The organism is Actinomadura gamaensis (genome assembly GCF_042652125.1).
Taxonomy (GTDB): domain Bacteria; phylum Actinomycetota; class Actinomycetes; order Streptosporangiales; family Streptosporangiaceae; genus Spirillospora; species Spirillospora gamaensis.
Genome location: NZ_JBHSIT010000021.1, coordinates 41,790 through 65,604 on the forward strand (window position 1 = coordinate 41,790; position 23,815 = coordinate 65,604).

7 protein-coding genes are annotated in these 23,815 nt (G+C 73.8%); 3 read left to right on the forward strand and 4 right to left on the reverse strand.

What is annotated here, in order from left to right:
* The first annotated feature begins 191 nt into the window (after positions 1-191).
* From ACFPCY_RS41910 to ACFPCY_RS41920, 3 genes are read left to right on the forward strand one after another with little or no spacing between them, the layout of a single operon-like run.
* Positions 192-1,826 (forward strand): phospholipase D family protein, encoded by a 1,635-nt coding sequence (locus ACFPCY_RS41910; protein ID WP_378265277.1) that lies wholly within the window; start codon positions 192-194, stop codon positions 1,824-1,826.
* Complete coding sequence (locus ACFPCY_RS41915; protein ID WP_378265279.1) at positions 1,823-11,863, forward strand: hypothetical protein; 10,041 nt, start codon at positions 1,823-1,825, stop codon at positions 11,861-11,863. Before ACFPCY_RS41910 ends, ACFPCY_RS41915 begins: the two co-directional genes overlap by 4 nt.
* 56 nt (positions 11,864-11,919) lie before the next feature.
* The gene (locus tag ACFPCY_RS41920) at positions 11,920-20,583 is read left to right on the forward strand and encodes a LamG-like jellyroll fold domain-containing protein (protein ID WP_378265281.1); all 8,664 of its coding nucleotides are present in this window, start codon (positions 11,920-11,922) and stop codon (positions 20,581-20,583) included.
* 74 nt (positions 20,584-20,657) lie between these two features.
* Here the strand turns inward: ACFPCY_RS41920 and ACFPCY_RS41925 are convergent, their stop codons facing one another.
* From ACFPCY_RS41925 to ACFPCY_RS41940, 4 genes are all read right to left on the reverse strand, one after another.
* Positions 20,658-21,056, reverse strand: coding sequence for a DUF6416 domain-containing protein (locus ACFPCY_RS41925; RefSeq protein WP_378265283.1), 399 nt, complete (start codon positions 21,054-21,056; stop codon positions 20,658-20,660).
* 206 nt (positions 21,057-21,262) lie between these two features.
* Positions 21,263-21,616, reverse strand: a complete 354-nt coding sequence (locus ACFPCY_RS41930) for an STAS domain-containing protein (RefSeq protein ID WP_378265285.1) — start codon at positions 21,614-21,616, stop codon at positions 21,263-21,265.
* A gap of 347 nt (positions 21,617-21,963) precedes the next feature.
* Entirely contained in the window at positions 21,964-22,392 is a 429-nt protein-coding gene (locus ACFPCY_RS41935; protein WP_378265287.1) for a pyridoxamine 5'-phosphate oxidase family protein, read from the reverse strand.
* A 159-nt stretch (positions 22,393-22,551) separates the two neighbouring features.
* Positions 22,552-23,568 (reverse strand): NAD(P)H-dependent flavin oxidoreductase, encoded by a 1,017-nt coding sequence (locus ACFPCY_RS41940; RefSeq protein ID WP_378265289.1) that lies wholly within the window; start codon positions 23,566-23,568, stop codon positions 22,552-22,554.
* Between the last annotated feature and the right edge of the window lie 247 nt (positions 23,569-23,815).

Consider the following 23,815-nt stretch of genomic DNA (forward strand, 5'->3'; position numbering starts at 1 on the left):
GTCGCCGTCCGGATGAGGCCGGACCGTTGTCCGGAGTGAGGCTCCTGTGTGAAAGTTGACTCCTCGCAGGCTTCACCTTCATCATTCCCCAGCTCGACCGTCGTCCGTGACCGATGAGCGGCCGCCGTTCCTCCGCTGCCTGAATGCTGAATTCGCCGGGAAGTCGCGTGAACAGCTTCGGGGGCTTTCTGGTGGCCGATATCGATGCGCTGATGAAGAAGTACTTCGTTCAGCCGGACGACACCGTGCCGCCTTCGGAGCCGCTCCCGCTCACTTTCGGGGGCTGCCGGGTCACCCCGCTGATCGACGGCACCACCTATTTCGACGATCTCAAGGCGCAGCTCGCGACCGTGGGCCTCGGGACGCCGAGCGAGAACGCGAACCAGTTCATCTACATCGCCGGCTGGCATCTCCATCTGATGGGCGGCAAGATCCTGCCCGCGCCCGGTTCGTCGGGCACGTACCTGCCGACGGTCGAGCTGGAGAAACCCTTCTCCCTGGACGGGCCCGCGGCCGCGGCCCGCATGATCGACCTGCTCAAGGCCAAGGCGCGGGCCGGAGTCGACGTCCGGATCCTGGGCTGGGTCTCGTTCGCGCTGATGGCCGACAACTTCGTCCAGACGAAGGCGGTCAAGCACGGGCTGGGCTGGATCCGCGACATCAACATCGCCACCCTGGCCTCCATCCAGGAGTTACGCACCGAACCCGCCCTCGCCGAGAAGGCCTGGGTGAACATCCTGACCCACCCCGCGGGCGCCGCGCACACCAAGCTGGTGCTCGTCGGCAGCGGCGGCGGCGCCGTCGGCTACACGGGCGGGCTCGACTTCGTGGGCGACCGCCACGGCTCCCAGCCGCACCCCGCCCAGCAGTGGCACGACGTGCAGGCGAAGGTCGAGGGGCCGGCGGTGCAGGCGATGCACGACTACTTCCGCGACATGTGGAACGAGGTCAGGGGCCGGGCGGTGAAGCCCCTGCGGCTCGCCTTCACGAACCTCGACAGCCACACGCCGGGCTCCCTCCCCTTGGCCGCGCGAACCTTGCCGACCACGCCGGTGGGCCGGCATCACGTCCAGTCGCTGCGCACCTTGCCCCAGTTCAACTTCAAGAGCTTCAACCAGCTGCCTCCGAACGACAAGATCTCGTTCGCCCCGGCCGGCCTGTTCGAGGTCCGCTCGGCCTGGATGAAGGCGATCAAGGCCGCCGACCGCTACATCTACGTCGAGGACCAGTCGTTCTGGTCGATCGAGCTGATGGGCAGGCTGCGGGACGCGATCAAGGCCAAGCCCGATCTCAAGGTGCTCCTGGTCGTCGGGGTCGCCGACCCGACCGATCCGGCCTACCCGCCGTACGGGCTGGTCGCGCTGACCCAGGGCCTGCTGAAGGGGCTGACCCCCGCGCAGCGCGCCCAGGTGTCGATGTTCTCCCGGGACGTGATCGTCCACTCGAAGACCACCCTCGTGGACGACCACTGGGCGATCGTCGGGTCGGCCAACTTCGCCCGGCGCAGCCTCTACACCGACATCGAGCACTCGGTGGCCGTCCTCGACGAGGACGACACCCTGGTGCGGCAGTACCGGGTGGGGCTCTGGAGCGACGCCTTCCGCCTCCCCCCGGCCGACCAGCAGAAGATCGCCGACATCGACAAGGCGCTCAACGTCTGGAACGCCTCCTGGGGCACGCCGGGCAGCGGGGTCACCCTGCCGTCCGGCGTCACCCCCGTGGTCCTGCCCACCTCGGAGAAGACGCTCACCGGCAAGGAGCAGGAGAGGTACGACCTCTTCGCGGACGTCGACTCGCGCACGGCATGGGGGGCATGCTCGTCATGACCATATTCATGACCCTGAAGGACTACCTCGGCGAGAAGTGGCCGCCCTTCCTGCCCAAGCCGTCCGACCCCGCCGTCCTCGCGCACATCTGGATCGAGCCGCCGCAGTCGACGGTCGAGCCGGACAAGGTCAATCTGGTGAGCCGCCTGCTCCTGGAGCAGGATCTCGTCCTGGGGCTGCCCGGGCTCGACGCGGTGAGCGTGGTGCTGCAGCGCGACGCTGGTGGTTCCGCCGAGCCCGAGGGGATCGGCCTGGAGCTCGACTTCGTCCCGCAAACGGTGCTGCGCGTGACCGACGCTCCCGTGGCGCTGCGGTTCGGCCCGAGCCTGCTGCGCCCCATGCGCAAGGTGACCAACGGCGGCGACGCCCGCTACGAGCCCGACCCCGGACGCCCGTTCGTCGAGCTCGCGGTGCCGAAGCTCAGCGGGAGCGCCAGCAGGGACGGCATCCGCTCCGACACGCCGTTCAGCGCTCCGCTCCCCTACCCGGTCCAGATCGCCGACACCGGGGTGGTGATCGACAGCGCCACGGTCGGCTTCCACCAGGCGGGCGGCAAGGCGTGCCTGGTGCTGCAGTGGAAGGAGGGCGCCCTGGGCAGGCTGCTCGGCCGGTTCGTCCCGAACCTGGGCGACCGCAGCCCGGCGGGCGATCAGGACGTCACCCTGCGCCTGATCATCGGCGCGGACGGCCTCGAAGAGGCGCGCCTCGACTGGCGGGCGGCCGCGTCCGGCGCCGCTTTCGCGCTGCCCGGGCTCAGCGTGGACGTCCCGGCGTCCAGCCGGTTCTCGCTGCTGCTGATGCGCCAGGGCGCGGGCCTCGGCCGCGCCGCGTTCGTCGTCACCCTGACGGGGACCGACCCCGTGACGGCGGGCAGCACCTTCGCCTGGAACCGCGACGGCGACCGCGAGCTGCACAACGACGAGCCGCCCCAGCCGCCCGGCAAGCCCCTCTTCAGCGTCTCGCTGAAACCGCCGGACGGGCCGCGCAGCCTGGTGCTGCTCGACGTCACGCTCGGCGCGCCGAAGCTGCCCGGCTTCTTCCGCGAGCTCACCACGCCGATCCCGCCGCTCGACCTCAACGATCCGGCCGGCCTCTGCAGACCCGTGGTGTTCGACCCCGCCGACCTCGGGACCGGCTGGACGGCGCAGCTGAGCGTCAACATCGACGCGGGCGGCGGCGCGTTCACGCTGCCCTTCCTCAAGCAGGGCCAGGGCGCCGACTCGCAGCTCCTGCAGCTCTACACCGACACGCCGCTCACCGGGCTGCCGATCACGCTGCCGCAGGGCGAGGTGAGCTTCGACCTCGGGGTGCGGGTGCGGGTTCTCAGCATCGGCTTCGACCTGCTGTGCCGGCTGACGTTCGACCTCGGCACCTTCGCGCTCAAGGTCGACCACGACCAGGGGATCGCGCTGCGCTCGACGCAGGCCGAGCGGGAGTTCCCCGACCTGTTCGGGCTGCGCTGGCGGTTCCGGGGCAGGGATCTCGGCGACAAGACCTTCCACTACTTCACCCTGGCCACCAAGGACTACCACTACCAGCTCCAGCAGCCGGACGGGGCGGTGCTGGAGCTGGACTTCACCCGCGCGAGCGAGGAGCCGATCACCTTCAGCGTCCGGGACTTCGCCCTGACGCCGAAGGGCGTGAACCTCGCCGCGACCGTCACCGACCGTCCGGCCCGGCTTAACGGGCTGCGCACGCGGTTCCGCTTCACCGACAGCGGCTTCTCGATCCGCGAGAACCGGATCGCCGACTTCACCCTCGCCGGGTCGGGTCCGCTGCCGCCCGACCTGGTCGGCGACGCCACCGCCGACATCGCCCTCCAGTTCGCCCAGCGCGACGGCGGCAACCTGACCCTGGTGCAGGGCGCGGCGAACCTGCGCGGCGTCAAGCTGCTGGACTGCAAGGGGACGCGCTTCCAGTTCTCGGTGGACGCGCTGGGCCTGCGGTTCGTCGACGACGGCGCCTTCCACCTCTACTTCACCGTCACCGGCTCCGCCCGGTTCGTCCTCGCCCCCGGCGACGACGCGGACGGGCCGCTGGGGCTGCTCGGCAAGATCCGCATCGACCTGGTCCAGTGCCCGCTCACCGGCGACGCCAAGGTGATCTCCAAGCATGTGAAGTTCCTGGTCGAGCTGCCGAAAGCCGTCACGTTCAGCTTCCTCGGCTGCTTCGAGATGGAGCTGCGCGCGATCGGGTTCGTCCCGCAGTGCGAGTTCTTCGGCGGCGACAGCGCCATGCAGGTGACCGGCCAGCTGAAGTTCGCGCAGGGCCCCGGCGACACCCCGGACTCGCGGCCCGACTACCACGAGCTGTTCATCGGCCTGCCGCTGCCGGGCGAGTTCACACCGCGCATCCACTTCGCGCGCCTGCCGGTGAACTTGGCCATCGGCGCCGCCTTCCGGCTGCACGGCGTGGTCGACTTCGTCGACGAGCCCGACCAGACGGGGCTGGTCGGCGAGGGTGTCGTGCAGATCCAGGGGCTGCCGACCATCGCGGCCAGCTTCGGGTTCCTGCGGGTGCGCCGCGGTCCGGGTTCGCCGTGGCTGCGGGCCTGGTTCCTCTACCTGGAGATCCGCCAGGTCAGCTTCATGATCCCGGTCATCCAGATCTACCTGCGCGAGATCGGGATGGGTTTCGGCTACCGCTTCACCATCGCCTCCATCAAGGCCGCGGACGCCGAGAACGACGTCCGGAAACTGCTGAAGACGCTGGAGGGCCTCTCGCGCACCCAAGGGGACCTGTCCAGGCGCGACCGCTGGGCGGTGGACCTGGAGGACGCCGGCCAGGACCCGCGCTGGACGATCGTGCTGCGCGCGATGATCTCGCAGACCTCCGCCTCGGCCTCGCCGCTGCGCTACGACGCGTTCGCCGAGGCCGACCTGGCCTGCGTCTTCCTCGTCGACGCGATCATCGCGTTCCGCAGCGACCTGACGTTCTTCATGGCGGTCCGCGGCTGGTTCAACACCAACTACGCCGACTACGTCACCGACCGGGACGGCGCCCGCGAGAACCCCATCCTCAGCGGCTTCGTGCTGCTGTCCCCGCGGCAGAAGCGCTTCCTCGCCCACGTCTCCAAGCCCGAGGGCGGCAAGCCGGGCGTCCACCCGCCGCTGCCCGACTTCGTCCGCGACGCGATCGGCAACAGCCGCTTCTCCGCGACGCTGCTGATCGAGCCGGGCCTGTTCCACTACGAGCTCGGCTGGCCGAACATGCTGCGCTGGCACACCACGCTCGGTCCGCTGGCCGTGGAGGTCGAGGGCGGCTTCATCTTCCGCGTCTCCACCACCGAGATGGTGCTCGGCACGAGCTTCCTCGCGCGCGGACGGCTCGACCTCAGCGCCGGCGTGGACCTCGGGCTGGTCGGCATGCGGATCAGCGCCACCGCACGGGTGGCGTTCGGCGCGCGCTACATCGGCGTCGTCGACTTCCGCGACCCGCTGCACGGCTCGGCCGTCTACGGCGCGATCGGGCTGGAGGTGCAGGTCTCCTTCGCCGTCGAGTTCTGGATCAAGATCCCGCTCGTGTTCACGACCATCCGGCTGTCGTTCAGCTTCAGCCTGGAGATCACCTTCAGCGCGGGCCTGGAGATCGGCGTGAAGGGGCTGAGCATTCCCGGCGTGCGCGGCAGCGGCACCGTCGGCGTCTCCTGCTGCGGCCACAGCCTGCAGGCCAACGTCAAGATCGCGTTCGAGGAGGGGAACGTCGAGGCGGCCCTCGACCGGACCAAGCAGTTCCTCTCGCTGGGGCTGGAGGCCACCGAGGTCGAGCCGGTGCCGGGCACCGGCGGCGCGATGGACGCCGCGCCGGAGTTCACGCGCCTGCTGTCCGCGCGCCCCGCCGGGCTGCCGCCGCGCGCCCTCGCGGCCGTGATCGGCGAGCGGACGGCCGCGCCGGCTGCCGACGTGTTCCACGTTCCCGGCTACGTCCTGTTCGTGCTGCGCGACGCGCCGAGCTGGGACGCCGACCGCCAGACCTACTTCGTCCTGCTGCCGCAGGCCGAACGGCTGCACCGGGACGCGCAGGGACGGCTGATCCCGGACGAGGACGGCTTCCCGGTCGCCGAGCCCGAGCTCGGCTTCCTGCCGCCGCCACCCGCCGACGGCACCACGGTTGGCAAGGACTTTTTCCTGCGCGTCCCGAAGCCGGCGGCCGGCGAGAGATACACCCTGCGCCACTTCGAACCGCTGCCCACGCCGCAGTTCGTCGACGTGACCGGCGCGGTCGCCGCGGGCGACCCGATCACGTGGGCGGTGAACTGGGCCGCGCGGCTGTACACCGGCGGCGCGGCCGAGCGCCGCGTGGTGAACCCGACCACCGGCCAGGCGGGCGACCCCGCGCCCCTCCAGGACGGCCTCAGCCTGGCCCAGCACCTCGGCAGCGCCTTCAAGCAGACCTACACCGGCGCGGGGGACGCCGCGGTCGCGCACCCGGTCGGCGACCCCGGCGCGCTGCCCGGCTACCGTCCGCCGGTCGGCGACCCCCGCGTGCAGAACCCCTCGGACAGCTCCTTCGAGGCGGCCGTGCGCGGAGCCTACGAGCAGTTCGGCGGCTCGCCCTACCTCAAGCGCGACCCGCAGGAGCTCTACGAGCAGCTGCTGGAGGCCGCGTTCGCCCCGGGCACGACGATCTACGCCGCCGACGGCGCCGCGCGGGACGGCGGCGACCCCGGCACGGTCGGCGCCGTCCAGGCCGACCAGCAGGCCCACCAGCTGCGCGGCGTCATCATCCACGACATCATCGCCGACCTGCGCGCCTTCCACGCCGAACCCGACCCGGCCAGGCGCGCCGCGCTCACCGCGAGCTCGCTGGCCTTCCAGATGGGGCTGGTGTTCGCGGTGCGGGCCGCCGACGGCGGCCGTCCCGCCTGGCTCGACCAGGTGACCACCGGCCTGGACGCCCAGCCGTCCATCGGCCAGCGCGAACGGCCCGACGCCACCGATCCCGGCCCCACCCGCCAGGACGTGCGGACCTTCAACGTCGCCCAGGCCCGGTTCGACCTGTTCCCGCCCGAGTTCCAGCAGGTGCGCCAGTACAGCAACGCGAGCACCATCGCCCTGGCCTGGGAGCTGAGCTGGACGCGCCGGGCGCTCCCGGGCGTCACCCGCGTCCAGAACGACCCCGACCACCACCTGGCGCACTACCTGGTGCGCCGGCGCGCCCTCGACGGCGACGAGGCCGAGCGCACCACCACGGTCAAACCGGTCAAGGTGCTGCACCGCCACACCACCGACGTCGCCGCGGCGGGCGGGGTCACGCCGACCGACACCCTGTCGCTGCTCCAGCCGCGCTTCCAGGTGGTCGACCACTTCCCCGACACGGCCGCCGACCGCGCCGCGCTGCCGCGGAAGGGACGCACGTACGTCTACACCGTCACGCCGGTCGACTTCGCCGGCCACGCCGGACGCCCGCTGACCCTCGTCGCGACCCGCTACCCGACCACGCCCCCGGCGGTGCCGGTGGACGGCGACCTCACCGTCGGCTACGCCATCGCCCCGTCCGACCTGGCCCCGGCCGACCTGGCCCCGGCCGGCGCGGTGACCCCGCAGGTGATGGAGCCGCGCCAGGTCTACGTCGAGTGGACCGAGGCGGCCCGCCAGGACGGCCCGGCGGTGCCGATCCGCACCTACCGGCTGATCTTCCGGCGGGAGAGCACCGTCCCGATCGGCTCCTACGGCCTGGACGGCACCACCCAGCGGGGCCGGACGGCCGGGCTGCCGACCTCCAACGCCCGGCCGCTGCCCACCGACGTCACGATCGACCTCGACCACGTCTTCGGACCGCCCGGTGCGCGCGCGGCGGTGGTCCCGGTCGCCGCGCTGCGGGCCGCGGGCGTGCTGCCGGACGGCGCCTGGCGTCCCGAGGCGTGGCGGGTGTTCTTCCAGACGGTCTCCGACCGGGACGTGCCGTCGGCCCTGGCGCCGGTGCAGCTCCGGCTCGCCGCCGAAGCGGTCGCCGCGCCGCCCGCCGCGCCCGCGCCGACCGACCGCATCGAGCACTCGGGCAACCCGCGCGAGGAGCGCCGCCCGGCCGAGCTGGAGTGGCTGCCGCGCCCGACCGGCTTCCCGGTGGTCCGTCCCGAGGACGAACGCGCCGAGCCGGGCCTGGCCCACGCGCCCATGCCCCTCCCCGGCCCCACCCCCGGCGCCGCGGCCGGTGGGCCGCCGCCGTTCGTGTTCACCGGGGACATCGGCGCGAGCGTCGGGTTCCGGCCGCATCCCCTGGGCATCCGGGCGATCCGGTTCCGCTGGAACCAGGGACCCAGCGGGGACGCCGCCTACCCCCTGGAGCTGAACGCCGGGTACCGGCTGTACGAGCTGGACATCGACGCGGCCACCACCGACACCTTCGCCAGCGCCGCCCGGCTCGCCGCCGAGCTGCGGCTGCGGCAGGAGGTCCAGATGCTTCCGCCGGACGACCTGCCGCTGGTGCCCGGCGACACGCTCAACACCAGCCAGTGGGAGGCGTGGTACCCGGGGGCCGTCCAGCGGCGCCGTCCGCCGGACCCGTCCGCCGGGGGCGTGCGGGACGAGCGCGGTCCCTGGTACTCCTGGCAGGACTCCTACCTGGAATGGCCCGAATGGCAGGGCGTCACCCAGCCCGGCGGCAAGCGCGAAACGCCGCTGCATCCGCTGCTGGGGCGCCTGCTGGAGCGGCTGCGCGCGCTGCGTCCCGGCAGCGCCACCGACCCGCAGGGCCGGGTCACCGGCGGCTACGCCGCCGCCCTGCAGCTCAGCCCGCCGACGCTGCCCAACGGCCTGGCCGACTTCCTGGCCAGTTGCCCACCCGGCGCCGACCGCTACGGCTGGGGCGCGCTGCAACGTCTCGGGCTGTCAGTGACCTTCAGCCTCCACGACCCCGACACCGGCGTCCTGCACGGCCCGAAGCTGCTGGAACTGCTCAAGGGGCTCTTCGCGCGCCTGACGGGCACCCCGGCCGACCCCGACGCCGCGGCGTTCGCCGCGCTGCGTCGGCACCTGCACGTCGAGCTGCTGTTCCAGCCCGGACGCTGCGTCCAGCTCGGCGAGCGTCCGGCCGCGGGCGACGACCTGCTGGCGCTCGTCCAGATCAGTTTGCGGCCGGCCGTCCGGCAGCGGCTGCGCTACCGCGCCGTCACGCTTACCGGACGCTCCAACGCCGACGTCGAGGTGCGGTTCACCCCGTCCGCGCCGTGCAGCCTGGTCGTGCGGCCCGATGACGGCGCCGGGCAGCAGGAGCTCGAACCGCAGCCCGCGCCGATCGCCCGCACGATCCGGCTGCCGCTCAACGGCGAGGCGGCCCTGCTGCTGCGCGGCGCCACGCTACCGGGGACGGTCGAGGTCCGTCCGCAGGCCCGGCTGACCGCCGATCCCGCGCCGTTCGACCCGGCGATCGCGCCGCTGCTGGACTACGACGCCGGCCGCAAGCTGCTCAGCGCCCGCACCCTGCTCAGCGCCGACCAGCTCGCGCTGCTGCGTCCCTCGCTCGCCGCGGCCGACCTGCCGGCCGCGGAGAACCTGGCCGGGACGGTCCGCATCGAGGACTTCGGCCCGACCGACGAGCGCGCCCACCACTTCACCGTCGCGACCGGCGCGCTGGCCGCCGCGTTCGCCGCGCCGGACGACGGCGTCCCCGAGCGCGTCCAGTGGTTGCGGCTCAAGTACTACCTGGAGACGCTGAACAGCAACGATCCCAAGGTGCCCGACTCCCAGAAGGTCACCCTCCCCGCCGACGCGGCCGGGATCGCCGAGGCGCTGCCCGGCGTCCTCGCCTGGACGGCGCGGTTCTTCGACGCGAGCGGCGCGGTGGACGCGGGACCGGACGGCCTCGGCGCGACCGGCGCCGGTCCCTGGACCGCCACGGCCTACCCGCGCGCCGGTTCGCCCGCGCCGGCCACCCCCGACGCCGACGGGCGCCTGACCTACACGCAGCTGATCGAGGACCGCTGGGCGCACACGCTGCGCTACCACCTCCAGCCGTACGGCCGCTACGACCTGCTGTGGCAGAGCCTGCGCCGCTCCCCCACGCTGTTCCCCGGCCGCGCGGCCGCCGAGGCCGGCGCCCCGCCGGTGCAGGTGGATCCCGCCGCGGGCGGGCTGGACGTCGTCCTCGACCGCACGCAGGCCGTGGACGCCCCGCTCGTCCTCGGCTCGCGGCGGCTGGACGAGCCGGCCACCCCAGCGCGTCCGCCCGCGCCCGGCGCGATCTGGGAGGTGATCGTCGCCCGGCACCACGAGCAGACCCTGGCCGAGCGCAACCAGACGCTGCTCCGGCAGCTCGCGTTCCGGCAGGTCGCCTTCACCCTGCTGCGCCGCTTCGGCTACTCCGACTGGTACGCGTGGGTGCGCGGGTTCGCCAAGGACCACCAGCGCGAGCTGCCCGTCCGCCTGGTCGAGGACGTCTACCCGCCCGTCCCGGACGCCCTCCCGAGCGCGCCGGACCATCTCGTCCTGGACGGCGCGACGGACCCGGACGAGCTGCGCGGCCTCGACCTGCCCGAGCGCGTCGGCGACTTCTCCCAGGGCGTCCTCGCCCTCCAGTGGCGGGCCCTGCCGTTCTACTACGAGCACCGCCTGCTGGTGATCGCGCAGACCGACGGCACCGTGTCGCCGGTCAACGGCGTCACCCAGCGCGACCTGACCTACCGGTCGCCGCTGCCGAGCGCCACCGCCAGCGGCGCGGACATCGTGTGGCACCGGCTGCCGCCGTTCCCGCCGCTGCCCGCCGACGGGCAGTTCCAGCAGGACACCCGCGTCCGCACCATCACGATCCCGCTGCGCCGGTTCTGGGACGGCCTGCCCGACGAGGCCCAGCAGCGCTGGCCCGCCGAGGCGCCCGACGCGGCGTCGAGTGCGGCGACGGCGCGCAAGCTCAGCGCCCTGCCCGACCCCGAGGTGGTCTACCAGATCGTCGAGCTGTTCAGCGGCAACATCGAGGTGCAGGCCGAGTGCTTCTACGACCCGGCCGCGCGGAAGTTCACCCACCGCCAGCTCGGCAAGCGCTTCCTGGTCGCGCAGACGACGCTGGCGCCTCCGACCGGCGCGCTCGGCGACTTCCCGCTGGCGGTCGATCTCGTCCAGGTGAGCGAGGAGCAGCTCAGCACCGGCTACGACACCGGCAACCTGCCGCTCGACACCCGCAACCGTGTCGCCATCGACGCGCACGGACGGCTGCTGCTCGCCGGAGTGATGACCAAGGGCGACCGCGACGCCCTGGTCGGTCTGATGCACGAACCGGACGCGGCCAAGATCCAGGCCATGTTCGACGCCTGGTACGCCACCGAGCCGGTCAGCGCCCCCGCCGCGGACCTGCCCGACCGGCTCCGTCCGCTCATCGACTTCCTGCCCGCGCCGACCCTGACGCTGGTCTGGCAGGGCCCCTCGGACGCCGCCGGCGAAGCTCTGCGGCAGCTCCCCGGCGACAGCGCCTTCACGGACGCGATCGCGCAGATCATCACCCGGGCCACCGGCGCGGGCCCGGACGCCGTCACCCGCGTGGAGATCCCCGCCGGACCCGAGCAGATCCCGGACGAGCTCCAGAACAAGGTGCAGCTCGCCCGCAACGCACCCGGAACCCGGTACGCGGGCATCACCTGGAGCGGCACGATGAGCGGCGACGACATCGCCGCGCTGCGCCGCTGGGCCCGCTTCCCCGAGTTCGCGGACGCCGTCGAGAAGCTGATCGCGGCGGTGCACGACGCGAGCACGGGCACCCCGCCGCCCCCTCCGCCGTCGTCGGTCACCGTCCCGTTCGCGGTCGCGGTGCGTCCGATCCAGACCGCGCTCGGCGGCGTCCTGGCCGACAAGCTGCTGCTCGGCGCGGTGCTGATGCGCTACCACGGCATGATGCGCGCCGACGATCCGGCCGCGCTGGCGGCGTCCTATCCCGGACGGCCCGACCAGCTCGCCCTCGGACGGCTGCACCGCACCAGCCAGGACGGCGGTATGCGCGGCCGGTCCCTGGTGATCCGGGCCCGGCGCGGCAGCGCCGCCCCGAGCGACCCGCGACCGATCGACCCGCAACCGATCGACCCGCGACCGATCGACCCCACCGACCTGTGACGGCCCGTCCACGGCCGGAACCTGACCGCCGGCCACGAGCGGACCAGGAGGAGCAGATGGCGAACCTTCCCGACCTGCCGAAGGTGAGAATCGCGGGCCCCTTCTGGACGGCCGAGGCCGAGGTGATCCGGCTGGCCGACCCGGCCGTGAACCTCGCCTTCCGGACCCTGTTCACGGACACCACGCCGCGGCAGGCCGCCGGCGAGGACGACGTGCTGCTGCCGGGCTCCCTGCTGGCGCTGGTCTACGTCACCAGCGTCACCATCAGCCCGACGAACAACGCCGCGCCGCAGTACCTGTGGACGCGCAGCGGCACCAAGCCCGACGGGCACCTCTCGCCGCCCGCGATCCGCGCGGCGATCAGCGCCGGCGCGGCCGGCCTGCTGCTGCTCCAGGCCCCCGCGGACGGGTGGCCCACCGGCATCGCCGGCGACCTTCCCGTCCTGACCTGCCTCGGCGGCGAGATCGTCCTCGACGCGATGACGCCGCAGGCCGGCGCCGTCCAGCGGCTGTACACCGCGCTGGGACTGGCCCCGGCGGCGATCGCGCAGCGGACCGGCGCCGCTCATCTGCTCGGCGCCCTCGCCGTCCACTCCGGGGGGCTGTCGGCTTTCGGGCAGATCCGCCTGCTCTGGGACGGCGCCCCGGTCAGTGCGGTGTTCCAGCTCGCCCGGATCGTCCCGGACCCGGTTCCGGCGCCGGGCGCGGCGGTGCGCGGCTTCCGGATGACGATCGAGGCCGAGCGGCTGACCGACGCCGAGCAGGCGGCGCTGCTCACGTCCTGGCGGCGGTTCAACCGCTACCTCAACCCCGGCAACCCGCTGAACGGGCCGGGCCTGCCTGCGCCCGCACCGCAGTGGGCCACGCTGGAACCCGCCGACCCGCTCACCGTCCCGCGCCTGTTCTGGGAGATCGCGCCCTGGCAGGAGCAGCCCGGCACGCGTCCGATCGGGTTCCCGGGCGAGACGTTCAGCCTGCTGCTGAGCGACCGGCAGCCCTACGACCCGGCCGTCCAGCCCGACACGCTCGCCCGGATCACGCCCGCGGGCGCGCGGGTCTCCGCCGACGGCGCGAACCTGCGGCTGGAGCTGGCCGCCGGCGACCCGCCCGCCGGGTCCTCGGGAACGTTCGGCTACCACGCCGTCCGCGACGGCTCCGGCTGGAGCGAGCGGGTCACCCTCGCCGCCGCCACGCTCGCCTTCGACCCGAACGAGGCCGCGCGGCGGCTCCGCGCCACCTTGCGGGAGCCCGAACCGTCCTGGACGCGCCCGGCGGCGGGGACCGCCGCCCCCGTCACCCCGCCCGTGCTGTGGGGGTTCACGCCCTTGGAGGACGGCTGGGCCCAGCTTCCGCTGCCCAACCTGTCCGAGCAGATCTACCTCGACGCGGGCGTGGCGCGAGCGCAGCCCGTCCCGGCGCCCGACAACCTGCTGCGCGGCGCCGTCGGCTACGGCAACGACGACTCGTCCGGGCTCGGCCAGGCGCCCGGCGAGCAGCCCTGGAGCCTCACCCTCGCCGCGGCCCGGCACATGACCGGCACCTGGGTGCTCGCCCCGGCCGGCGCCGAGTACCGGCTCCAGTCGGCCGACCTGACGCTGGACGCGCCGGAGGTGGCGCTCGACGGCCTGCTCTGGCTGAGCACCCGCGCGCCCACCGCGGCCGACGCCCTGCCCGACCTGGACGACTGGATCGGCGGCCTGGCGACCGTCCCCCTGCGCACCGTGACCGGACGCGAGCTTTTCGCGCCGCTGGTACGGCTCACCTTCGACGCGATCGGCTTCGCCTGGCGCGGCACGCCCGCGCCTTCGGCCGCCCTGGGCGCCTGGGCGTTCCAGTACGGGATCGACCCGGTCCTGCTGCGCGCCCTGGTGACCGGCGGCGTCCTGGCTCCCGACACCCTCGGCGCGGCGCTGCCGCTGGTGTGGCGCCGCCACCCGACGCTGCCGATGGTGCAGGCCCTGGCGCTCACCCAGAGCGTCGATCCGCCCAACGTGCCGATCGCGGGGCGGCAGCTCGTCCCGTTCGAGCTGCCGGTGACCCGCCAGGACGGCCTGGACCTGCCCGGCTCCTGGCGCTTCGCCGCCGACGGCGCCGGCGGGTGGCCGCGCTACACCGGCGCCCTCGCGCCCGCCCGCGAATGGCTCGGCACGGACGCGGACAAGCTGTACGACCTCCCCCTGGCGGCGCTGTCGCTGCCCGGACTGGTCCTCGACCCGCGCCCCGACGGCGACCCGCCGCAGAGCGACCCCGCGCTCGGGCTGGCCGTCCAGTACCGGTACGACCTGCCGTACACCGACGAGATCCAGGCGCTGGCGCAGCTGCCCAGGATCCCCAGGGACCCGCGGGAGAGCTCGCCGCTGCCGGACTCCGTGCGGCCCGATCCGCCGCGTCCGCTCACCCGCGCGGACTACGCCGCGCACTGGCGGCGCCTCGCCGAGCGCGCCGGCCTCGCCGCCGCCGACGGCGTGACCGCCTTCGCCCGCCAGGACGGCCGGACCGTGCTGCGCTTCCTGGCCGCCGCGCGCGCCTGGCCCGTCCGCGCGGCCTTCGCCCTGGACGGCTACCCGGGCGAGCTGCGCCTGGACAACGCCGACCCCGCGCAGAGCGCCCCGCTGACGCTGACCGGCGAGGCGGCGCTGCGCGGGATCGACGGCGACTTCGCCGACGGGGCCGCCGGCCTGCGCCGCCTGCCCGCGGACGCGTCGGCCGGCGCCGCCCGGTACCGGTTGACGGCCGGAAGCATGGCCGCCTGCGCCGTGAGCGGCACCGGCTTCGCCGACCAGCGCGGTCTGGTGCGCGGCGCGAGCGTGGCCGCGTCCAACCTGATCCGGACGCCGCTGAGCCACCCCACCGCGGGCGACGTGCAGCTGACCACGACCCGCGTCCCGCTCACCCTGGGCCACGGGACGGCGTCCTGGCGGCTGTGGTTCCGCGACCTGCCCGCCCAGGGTTCGAGCTTCACCAAGGCGTCCGCCCGCTCGCCTGAATCCGTCGAACTGGATCTGGACTGCAACGATCCGGAGGCGCGCAGCAGCGACTACGAGCACCGCACCGGATACGAGTGGCGGCTGCGCCCGCTCGACGACGATCCCGACGCGCCCGCGCCCGCTCTCGACCTGTTCGGCCTGCGCTTCTTCCCGCTGGTGCTCGACCGCGTGCTGTTCGCCGGCGACGGTGTGACCGCGGTCGAGGTGATCGGGCGGTTGCAGCTTCCGGTGGCCGGTTCCGCCGGCGAGCAGACCGAGCTGAGCAACTGCGTGCGGCTGACCTTCACCGGCACCGGCGGTGGCGGTCCCGGTGCCGCCGGGACCTCGCTGACCCTGAGCGCCATCGGGCTCGACGGTCCCGCGCTGGAGTGGCCGTTGGCCGTCGCGGCCGGCGAGGCCGGGGACGCGCCGCGCCTGCGGGTCGGCGGTGTCGCCCTGGCGTCCGGTGGCACCGGCCTGACCGCCGACCAGGTCCGGTTGTCCTTCCACCTGTTCCAGGTGGAGTGGACGGTCGCGCTGCCGGCGATCGCCTTCCCCGATCCCGCCACGCCGCCCTTCACCCTGCCCGGTGCGTCCGCCCAGGACCCGATCGTGCCGCAGCGGGTCGCGCTCGGCCTCGACATGACCGGCGGCCGGCACACCCTGAACCTCGCCCTCGCCGTCCGGGTCGGCAGGCCGCCGACCGGGTTGCAGGCCCTCTACCGCTTCGACGAGGGCGGCGGCGCGACCGTCCACGACTCGTCCGGCATCGGCGCGCCGCTGCACCTGACCGCCGCCACGACCCAGGGGATGAGCTGGAGCGCCGGCGGCCTGACCCTCATCAAGCCGACGCTGATCCGCTCGGGCGCGCCCGCGGCCAAGCTCCACGCGGCGGTGAAGGCGAGCGACGAGATCAGCGTCGAGGCGTGGGTGAAGCCCGTGACCGGGCTGCTGGGCAACGGGCAGTTCGACATCCTCACCGTCTCGTCCGACGACGCGCACCGCAACGTCACGCTCCAGCAGCGCAAGGGGCTGCTCGACTCGTCCGGCCTCGACGCCTGGCTGCGCACCGCCGCCACCGACGACGCCGGCAGCCCCGACCTGGCCACCCCGCCCGGATCGCTCGGCCCCGACCTGACCCACCTGGCCTTCACCCGCTCCGCCGACGGCCGCACCCGGATCTACCTCAACGGGCGGCTCGGGGCCGAGCACACCGTCGGCGGCGGCCTGGCCCCCTGGGACGACCGGTTCGAGCTGGCCCTCGGGGACGAGATCACCGGCGGCCGGGCCTGGCTCGGCACCTACCGCATGGTCGCGCTCTACGACCGCGCCCTCACCGCCGAGGAGGTCGCCGCGCGGTTCGCCTCCGGCCCGGCGTCCGCGCCGATGACGACCCGCGGGCAGGCCCTGACCGCCGCGCTGACCTTCAACCTGATGGCCTCCGGGGCCGGGGCCGGGGCCGGGGGCGGCGTCGGGGGCGGGGCGGGGAGTTTCACGCTCGACGGCGCGAACCTGTTCGACGACCTCGCCCTCGCCGTCACCCTTCCCGACGGCTCGCCCGCCGCGCTGGCCGGCGACACGACGCTCCAGTTCGGGTGGAACGGCTACAGCGCCCCGCACCCGGAGGGCCTCCAGTTCCTGCCCGGAATGCGCCTCGCCGACGCCGCGACGCCCGGGATCGGCGAACGCGCCGCTCCCGGCTTCGCCACGGTGACCTTCCGCGCCGTCGCCCGGCCGGACGACGTGCCCCGGCTCCCCCTCACCGGCGCCTTCGTCGAAGCGCTCCTCGTCACCCACTGGGGCCGCTCGCTGCAGGATCCGGTCCCGAACCGGACCGCCGACGCGGCGCAGCTGTACGGCTCCTCGGCCGGCGACCTCGTGATCGGTTACACCTCCCGCCTGGACGGCTGGCAGTGGCGCGAGCGCTTCCTGCTCAACGGGATGCTCACCGCCACCGACCTGGTGTCCTGGCCGCGGCAGCTCGGCTACGACGCGTCCAATGCGCGCATCACCCTGCCCGCGGCCCGCGCCGCCGGAGCCCCGCCCCTGACCCACCTGCGCCACACGATCCGGGTGCTGCTGAACCAGCACGAGCTGCCCGCGTCCACCCTGACCGGCGCGGACGGCCCGCTGCTGTTCACCTTCGCTCCGGGCCGGAGCTGGCAGCCCCTCGCCCTGGTCGAGCACCAGCTCGTCGAGGTGACCCCGGCCGCCGACGGGAACGGCGGGACCCTCGGCCGCGAAGCCCGCTGGACGTCCGTCCAGGAGGTGCGGCTGCTCGCGCCCCAGCGCGCCGCGCAGTTCCTGCGGAGCCTCGCCGGCCTCCAGACCATCGACCCCGTCACCGGCGTCGTCCCGCTCGGCGGCGCGGGCGGCGGCTACCTGACCGCCGGCCTGTCGGCGCTGCTGGCCGCCCCGGGCGCGGCGCTCGACGCGCTGCCCGGCGACACGCTGCTCATCGAGGCGAGCGGGCACCACCTGGTCGGGCTCGCGCCCGCCCCGGGCAGCGCGGCCACGACGCTGCAATACCTCCCGACCGGCAGCCAGGGCGCCCTGCTCAGCAGTCCGGCGGACTACGCGCCCGGCGACCCCGCCGACCCGCGCTGGCTGCTGCTGACCCTGCCGTTCCTCGGACGCCTGCAGGACACCTCCCGCGACCTGGCCCGGCCGCCCGCCGGGCAGCAGCCCAGCCCGCTCCAGACCGACCCGCTGCTGCTCGTCTCCCGCCTGCGCGCCGCCGCCCCCACCACCGCCCTGCCCGCCCTGGCCCTCGCCCTGTGCGGCTGGGCGGACGGCACGCCGCTGCCCGTCACCCTCGCCGGCCTGGACACCGCGGTCGGCCGCGGCTTCGCCCGGCTCGACCCGCTGTCGCTCGAGGAGAGCTGGTTCCGCGCGCAGAACCCGCCCCCCGAACCGCAGGACGACCTGCTCCAGAGCGTCCTCGCGGCGCTGCCCGAGACCCCGGCCCGGCTCAGCCGCCCGGCCGCGCTGCGCCAGGCGTTCGACCCGCGCCGTCCGTTCTACCCGCCCCGGCCGTCCGGCCTGCCGGAACTGCCCGAACCCTCGCCGTACGCCGACCCGCTCTGGCGCGAGGACGGGCTGCTGCTGACCCAGTCGGTCAGCAGCCTGTCGCCCACCGGCAAGCCGCCCTACGGCTGGACGCTGGCCGCGGCGCTCATCGCCAGTAGCGGTCTGCTCGGCCAGTCACCCGGCGACGGGACTCGCCGCCTGCCCGCGGCCACGCTCATCCCCGCGCCGCTCTCACTCGACGGCGCCGCCAACCCGCGTCCGCTGAACCTCGTGGTCAGCCCGTACCTGGGTCTCCAGTGGCGTCCGGCCCCGACGATCCCGGCGGGCGGACCGTCCCCGCTGGCGCCGCGGCTCCTGGTGGCCGAGCTGCTCTGCCTGGCGCCCGGCACCGCACGGCTCCGGCCGGTGGCGAGCCGCATGTGGAGCGTCCAGCCCGGCGACCCCGACCTCGCCGACGAGAGCCGCCTGCGCGCCCGCGCCCAGAGCTGGGCCGAGCAGTCCCAGCGCCTGCTCGCGCCGGAGTCGCCGATCGCGGTGCTGCGCTACCGGACGATCAGCGACAACACCCGTCCCGACGACCTCGGCGAGGCGGCGCTGACCACCGGCCACGCCTTCGCCCTGGTGCGGGTGACGAGCGCGTCGCCGGCGGCCAAGCGGCTGTTCCGCATCCGTCCCGACCTGGCGGCCCTGCGCTACCGCGAGGGCCAGTGCAACATCGCGGCGCTGCCCGCCGGCACGCGCGACTTCGAGCTCGCCCCGCCGCAGACGGTCGGCGTGCAGCCGCTCCACCTCACCCAGCGCCCTCGGGCCGACCTGCCCGCGTGGCCCTGGGGTCTGAGCGCGCTGCGCGTCGGCGTCCGCTACACCAAGGACGAGCAGGGCGTCATCGGCACGGCCACCCCCGGCGCGGCAGGGCGGACGCTCTGGTGGCAGACCGTCCAGCGGACGGTGCAGTTCCGCTCCGCGCTGCACACCGACCGGCCCACCGGCGGCCTGCCGCGCCGCTTCCGGGCGCCCGCCGTCCACGGCCTGCTCCCCGCGCCGCCCGACCCGCCGCTGCCCGCGCTGACCGGAGCCCTGTTCGACCAGCCTCCCCTCGCCTCGCCGGGGGCCCCGGACGGCCCGGCGCTGGACCGCTGGCAGCCCGTCCTGCCGGGCGGACTGCGGTACCTGATGACCGGCACCCGTCCCGGCGTCTTCGTGACGCTGCGCAACCAGCTCCTGCGCCAGAGCGGCATCGTCCTGACCGGAGAGCACGTGCGCCCGCGCGGCCTCGGCCTGCTCTCCGGCGGGCTGCCGGTCCAGCACCGTGCGCCGCGTCCGGTTCCGCTGCCCGCCAACACCGACGGACGGCAGGCGGTCGCGCTGCGCACCTGGGCCAGCCACTTCGACCCCGACCGGCTCGCGCTGGTCACGCCGTCCCCCGCCGACGAGGCGTTCCGCGCCGCCTTCTCCGACCCGCCGCAGAACCCGACCTACCGGCAGACCGCCCAGCGCCTGCGGATGCAGCTGGCCGCCGGCGAGCGCCACACCCTGGACGTCGCATGGGACGGCGTCCTCACCTTCGTCTACCGGATCGACGGAAGCGTCCCCCTGGTCGGCGGGCAGCGGCCGGCGACCCCGGAATCCGGCATCCTCGACTGGATCCTGGACCTGGACCTCATCGCCGCCGGACAGGTCACGGCCCTCCAGAACGTCACCGGCCCGGCCCTCGTCCTCACTCCGGCCCTGCGCGCCCAGCTCGGCGCGGTCGGCGTGCCCCTGCCGGACGACGACACCATCGACCCGGCGAAGTTCGCGATCTGCCAGTTCGCCCTCCCGGGCGACCCGAACGCCCGCGCCGCCCGAGCCCGCCAGCTGATCGCGGCCCTGCCGCCCGGCGCCTCCGTCCTCGCGCGCGCGACCGCGCAGTTCGCCCCGCACCAGCCCGGCGCCGAGGCGTACCACGACGGCTACGGCCACGAGCTGCTCTTCCCGCTCCGCGTGGCCGACCCGAACGCGCCGTCCCTGCCCCTGGTCCCGCGCCATATCCACTTCGAGGACCCCGAGTACAACCGGCGCCTCGCCTCCCCGTCCGCCCACGCCTCCGTCTCGGTGCAGTTCCCCGGCCCCGGCACCAGCCCCCAGCGCGCCGTCACGCTCTCCGCCGAGCGGCGCGAGTGCAACGCGACGAGCACGCTCGCCCTGCGCTTCGACTGGGACGAACCGCCCCCCGGCGCCCCGAACGTCACGCTGACGCTCCAGAAGATCGACCTGGACCGGACACCGCGCGACCTGACCGTCCCGAACCCCGCGGGCGCCCTCGTCCCGGGGAGGCTCTACCAGCTCTCCCTGGCCGCGCTCCAGAACGTGAACGGCCCCTTCACTCCGGGCGAGCGCCTGCGGCTCGTCCTGCACGTCGACTCGGGACCGGTCGAACCCGCCGTGGCGCAGCTCGACGTCACCATCGTCGAGGAGCCGGTCATCCCCGCGACCGAAGCGGCCTACGCCCTGCTGCGCAGGCAGAAGACCGGCGACCACACGTCAGTCGAATGCGTCCGCTTCGCCTGGGCCCCCGAAGCCCAGCGCGTCGAACTCGTCAACCCGGCCGACCTCCGCACCGAAGTGGTACGCCGCCGCGCCGTCTTCCACCTCACCGACTCCGCCCGCCCCACCCGCTCCCCCGAATACACCCTCCAGAAACTCACCCCGTCCGGCTCCACCCACATCCCCCCGACCACCTGACCCCGCCCTCCGCAAAACGCCCACCCGTGCGTCCAGCATTCGCGCGTCGATCCCGGTCTGCGGGCCCGGACGTCTCAGCTTTCGGGCGTCTTCAGAGCAGCCTCGAAAACTTCGGCGGTCTGGTGCTTGACGGCGTAACGCGTGCCGTCCTGCTTCTTCCACCACCGAAACGGGAAGCTGCGCCCGGTGGCGGCGTTCGCAGCACCCGTGGGGCGTAGCCGGCTGGCGACCACGCTCGCCAGCCGCTTCCGGCCCGTAGGGTCGAGCCGCAGTTCCCTTCCCAGTTCATCGCGGTGGACGAGCTGTCCCGGCCGACGGATCAGGTAGAGAAGGATGTCACGAGCAGGGGTGTCACCGAGCTTCTCCCAGTAGATCCGCGCAAGATCCTCGTCGCCCGGCTCCCACTCGGGGCCGTCGTGCCCGCTACCGCCGCTGTGGTCGTCCCACATCGGATCGTCGTCGTCGATTCTCATGACCAGCGGCCTCCTGAAGAAGGTGCTTTTCATGCGCTGTCAGTTCAGCGTGAGGCGGTAGTTCGGGGCGAGAGGAGGGACGTTACCTCACTTTCGCGTGGTTCGACAGAGAACCGATGATCCCGTTTTGCGTTTAGGCCGAATTAAGGTTTGCGGCATTCCAGAACTGACCGTCGGCGGGGTGGTGGTGGGGTGGTGGGGCGGGGTCAGCCGGAGGCGGGGCAGGTTCCGGCGATGGCGGCGTCCAGGGACGGGTAGATCCGGATCACCTGGTCGAGCCTGGTGATGCGGAAGACCTTCTGGACGTGCCTGCTCGGCGCGAACAGCGCGAGCTGCTGGCCTCGCGCGGCGACCCGGTTGTGGACCGCCGTCACGGCGTTCAGGCAGGAGGAGTCGCAGAACGCCACGTTGCTCATGTCCACGAGGACGGGGGTGGACTTGCCCTCCACCGCCCGGAAGAGGGTCTCCCGGAACCTGCCGGTGGTGAGGAGGTCGATCTCGCCGGCCACGGTCAGCACCCGGTAACGCCCGTAGTCGGCAAGGCTCATCAAGAGCCGCATGGCCGCCTCCTGCCTGCGCGTCACCCCAGGCTACGGTCGCTCATCGGGTGATCACAGGCGGTTCCGCAGGGCCGCACGGGCCGTGCAGCCGGGAACTTCAGCCCATACCACCGCAGCCCCACCCACTGTAGACAGGGATCGGAACGGCCCGGGAGCCGCGACCGAAGGATCTCCCCCTCCTCCGAGCACTCTCCAGGCAATCCCGCCCCGCCTGAAGCGCCGGCCCGGCCCCCAGGCCGTTCCATGCCCTGCCCGGTTCCCTCCACACCAGTCCTAAACGTCCGCGGACGACACGGAATGAGGACCGCCCGGCAACGGCATTTCAACGGACCCGTCGAGGGGCGCGACTACCAGGGAGGCGGTTCGAGCCGGCCGTCCAGGAGGCGGCCGGTGACCTGCTCGGCCGTGATCCGGACGTAGTGCGGACGCTCGTCGGGCATCCAGGTCACCAGGCGCAGGCCGTCCAGCTCCGCGATGGCCGCCGCGTCCGTCTCCACGCGGGCCCGGCCGACGACGACCACCGACCAGCCCGAGCGCGCGCCGGCGTCGATCTGGTCGATCTCGAAGGCCACCACCGCGCCGCGCAGCGCGGCGTCCAGCTTGGAACCCGGCGCCGTCCGGATGACGACGTCCCGGCCGTGCAGGGTGTAGTTCACCGGCGCGATCGCCGGCAGCGCGTTCTGGGTGTACACGACCCGGCCGACCTCGGAGTTCCGCAGCAGCATCCAGCACTGCCGGTCTTCCAGCGCCCGGAACACCCGCCGCTCACCGTTCATCCGTCCACGTTGCAGCGGACGGGCCCGCGCCTCCAGGGACCAAAGTCCTCCCAAAAGGACCCATTCCGGCAAACCGCTTCCTCCGCGCCAGCGGATCGGCGGGACGGCGTCCACGGCGAGCCACTCCGCACCATGCCCGCTCGTGTCACCGGCCCAGTACTACGGCCGTCCCCGGGTCAGGACGCGTTCGGCCTCGTCCATCATCGTGCGGACGATCTCACCGGCCGGCCTGATGTCGTGGATCAGCTCGACGCCCTGGCCCATCAGCCACGGCATCTCCTCCCAGTCGGCCTCGGTCGCCGGCGTCGGGGGCAGCGCGTCGAACTTGCGCAGGACCGTCCGCCGCCCCCCGAGGTCGGTGGTGCCCACCTGGCCGAGGACGTCGCGGTCGGCCGGCACCTCGTCCACCCGGTCGTGCCACTCGGCGACCACGCGGTCGCGCTGGACGCGCATCGGGTTGAACCCCGGCCACTCCGGGCCGAAGACCGACGTCCGGACGGTGTCCGCGCCGCGCGCGGCGACCAGCCGGCGGTGGTGCTCGGGATGCACCTGCGCCTCGGTCGAGGCGACCAGGCGGGTGCCCACCCACACGCCGTCCGCGCCGAGGCACAGCGCGGCGGCGACCTGGCGTCCGTCGGTGATGCCCCCGGCGGCCAGGACGAGCGCCCGGTCGCCCACCGCGTCCACCACGGCCGGGACGCACACCATCGTGGGCAGCCCGCCGTAGTTGTGCCCGCCCGCCTCCCAGCCCTGCGCGACGACCACGTCCACCCCGTCCTCGACGGCGGTCCGCGCCGCCTCGGCGGAGGCGACCTGCTCCCACACCGACACGCCCGCCGCCCGCAACCGCTCGATCTGCCCGGACGGCGGATGCCCCCAGTGGAAGGACACGACCGGCACCCGCTCCGCCACACACACTTGAACGCTCTCGGCGGTGTCGAAGTAGCTGATCAGGTTGATGTTGAACGGAGCGTCCCCGACCGCCTTGCGCACCTGCCCGATGATCTGCCGCAGCCCCTCGGCGGGCATGAGCGCGGCCCCCACCGCCCCGATCCCGCCCGCGGCGGTGACCGCGATCGCCAGGTCGGCGGTCCCGCCCGCGAACGCCATCCCGGCGCACGCGAACGGATGGGCGATCCGGTACTTCTCGGTGAACCTCGTGGACAGCACGCTCATGACGGCCTCCTCAACCACCGGACGGGACGCCCACCACCCGGACGCCACCCCCATGCTCCGCCCACCCCCACCCGAAGACATGACCGCTTTGTGCCGCTCCCTCAGACCGTGCCGAGGCGTCGATCGTCGGCGCTCCGCGAAGGGCCCCGACCCCCACCCGCTCTGGCGCACCCGTTAACGTTCACATGCCCGCATGACAGCCGCGGCGGGTCATGCTCTTCCAACCTGACCGGGGCGGAGTTCGTCC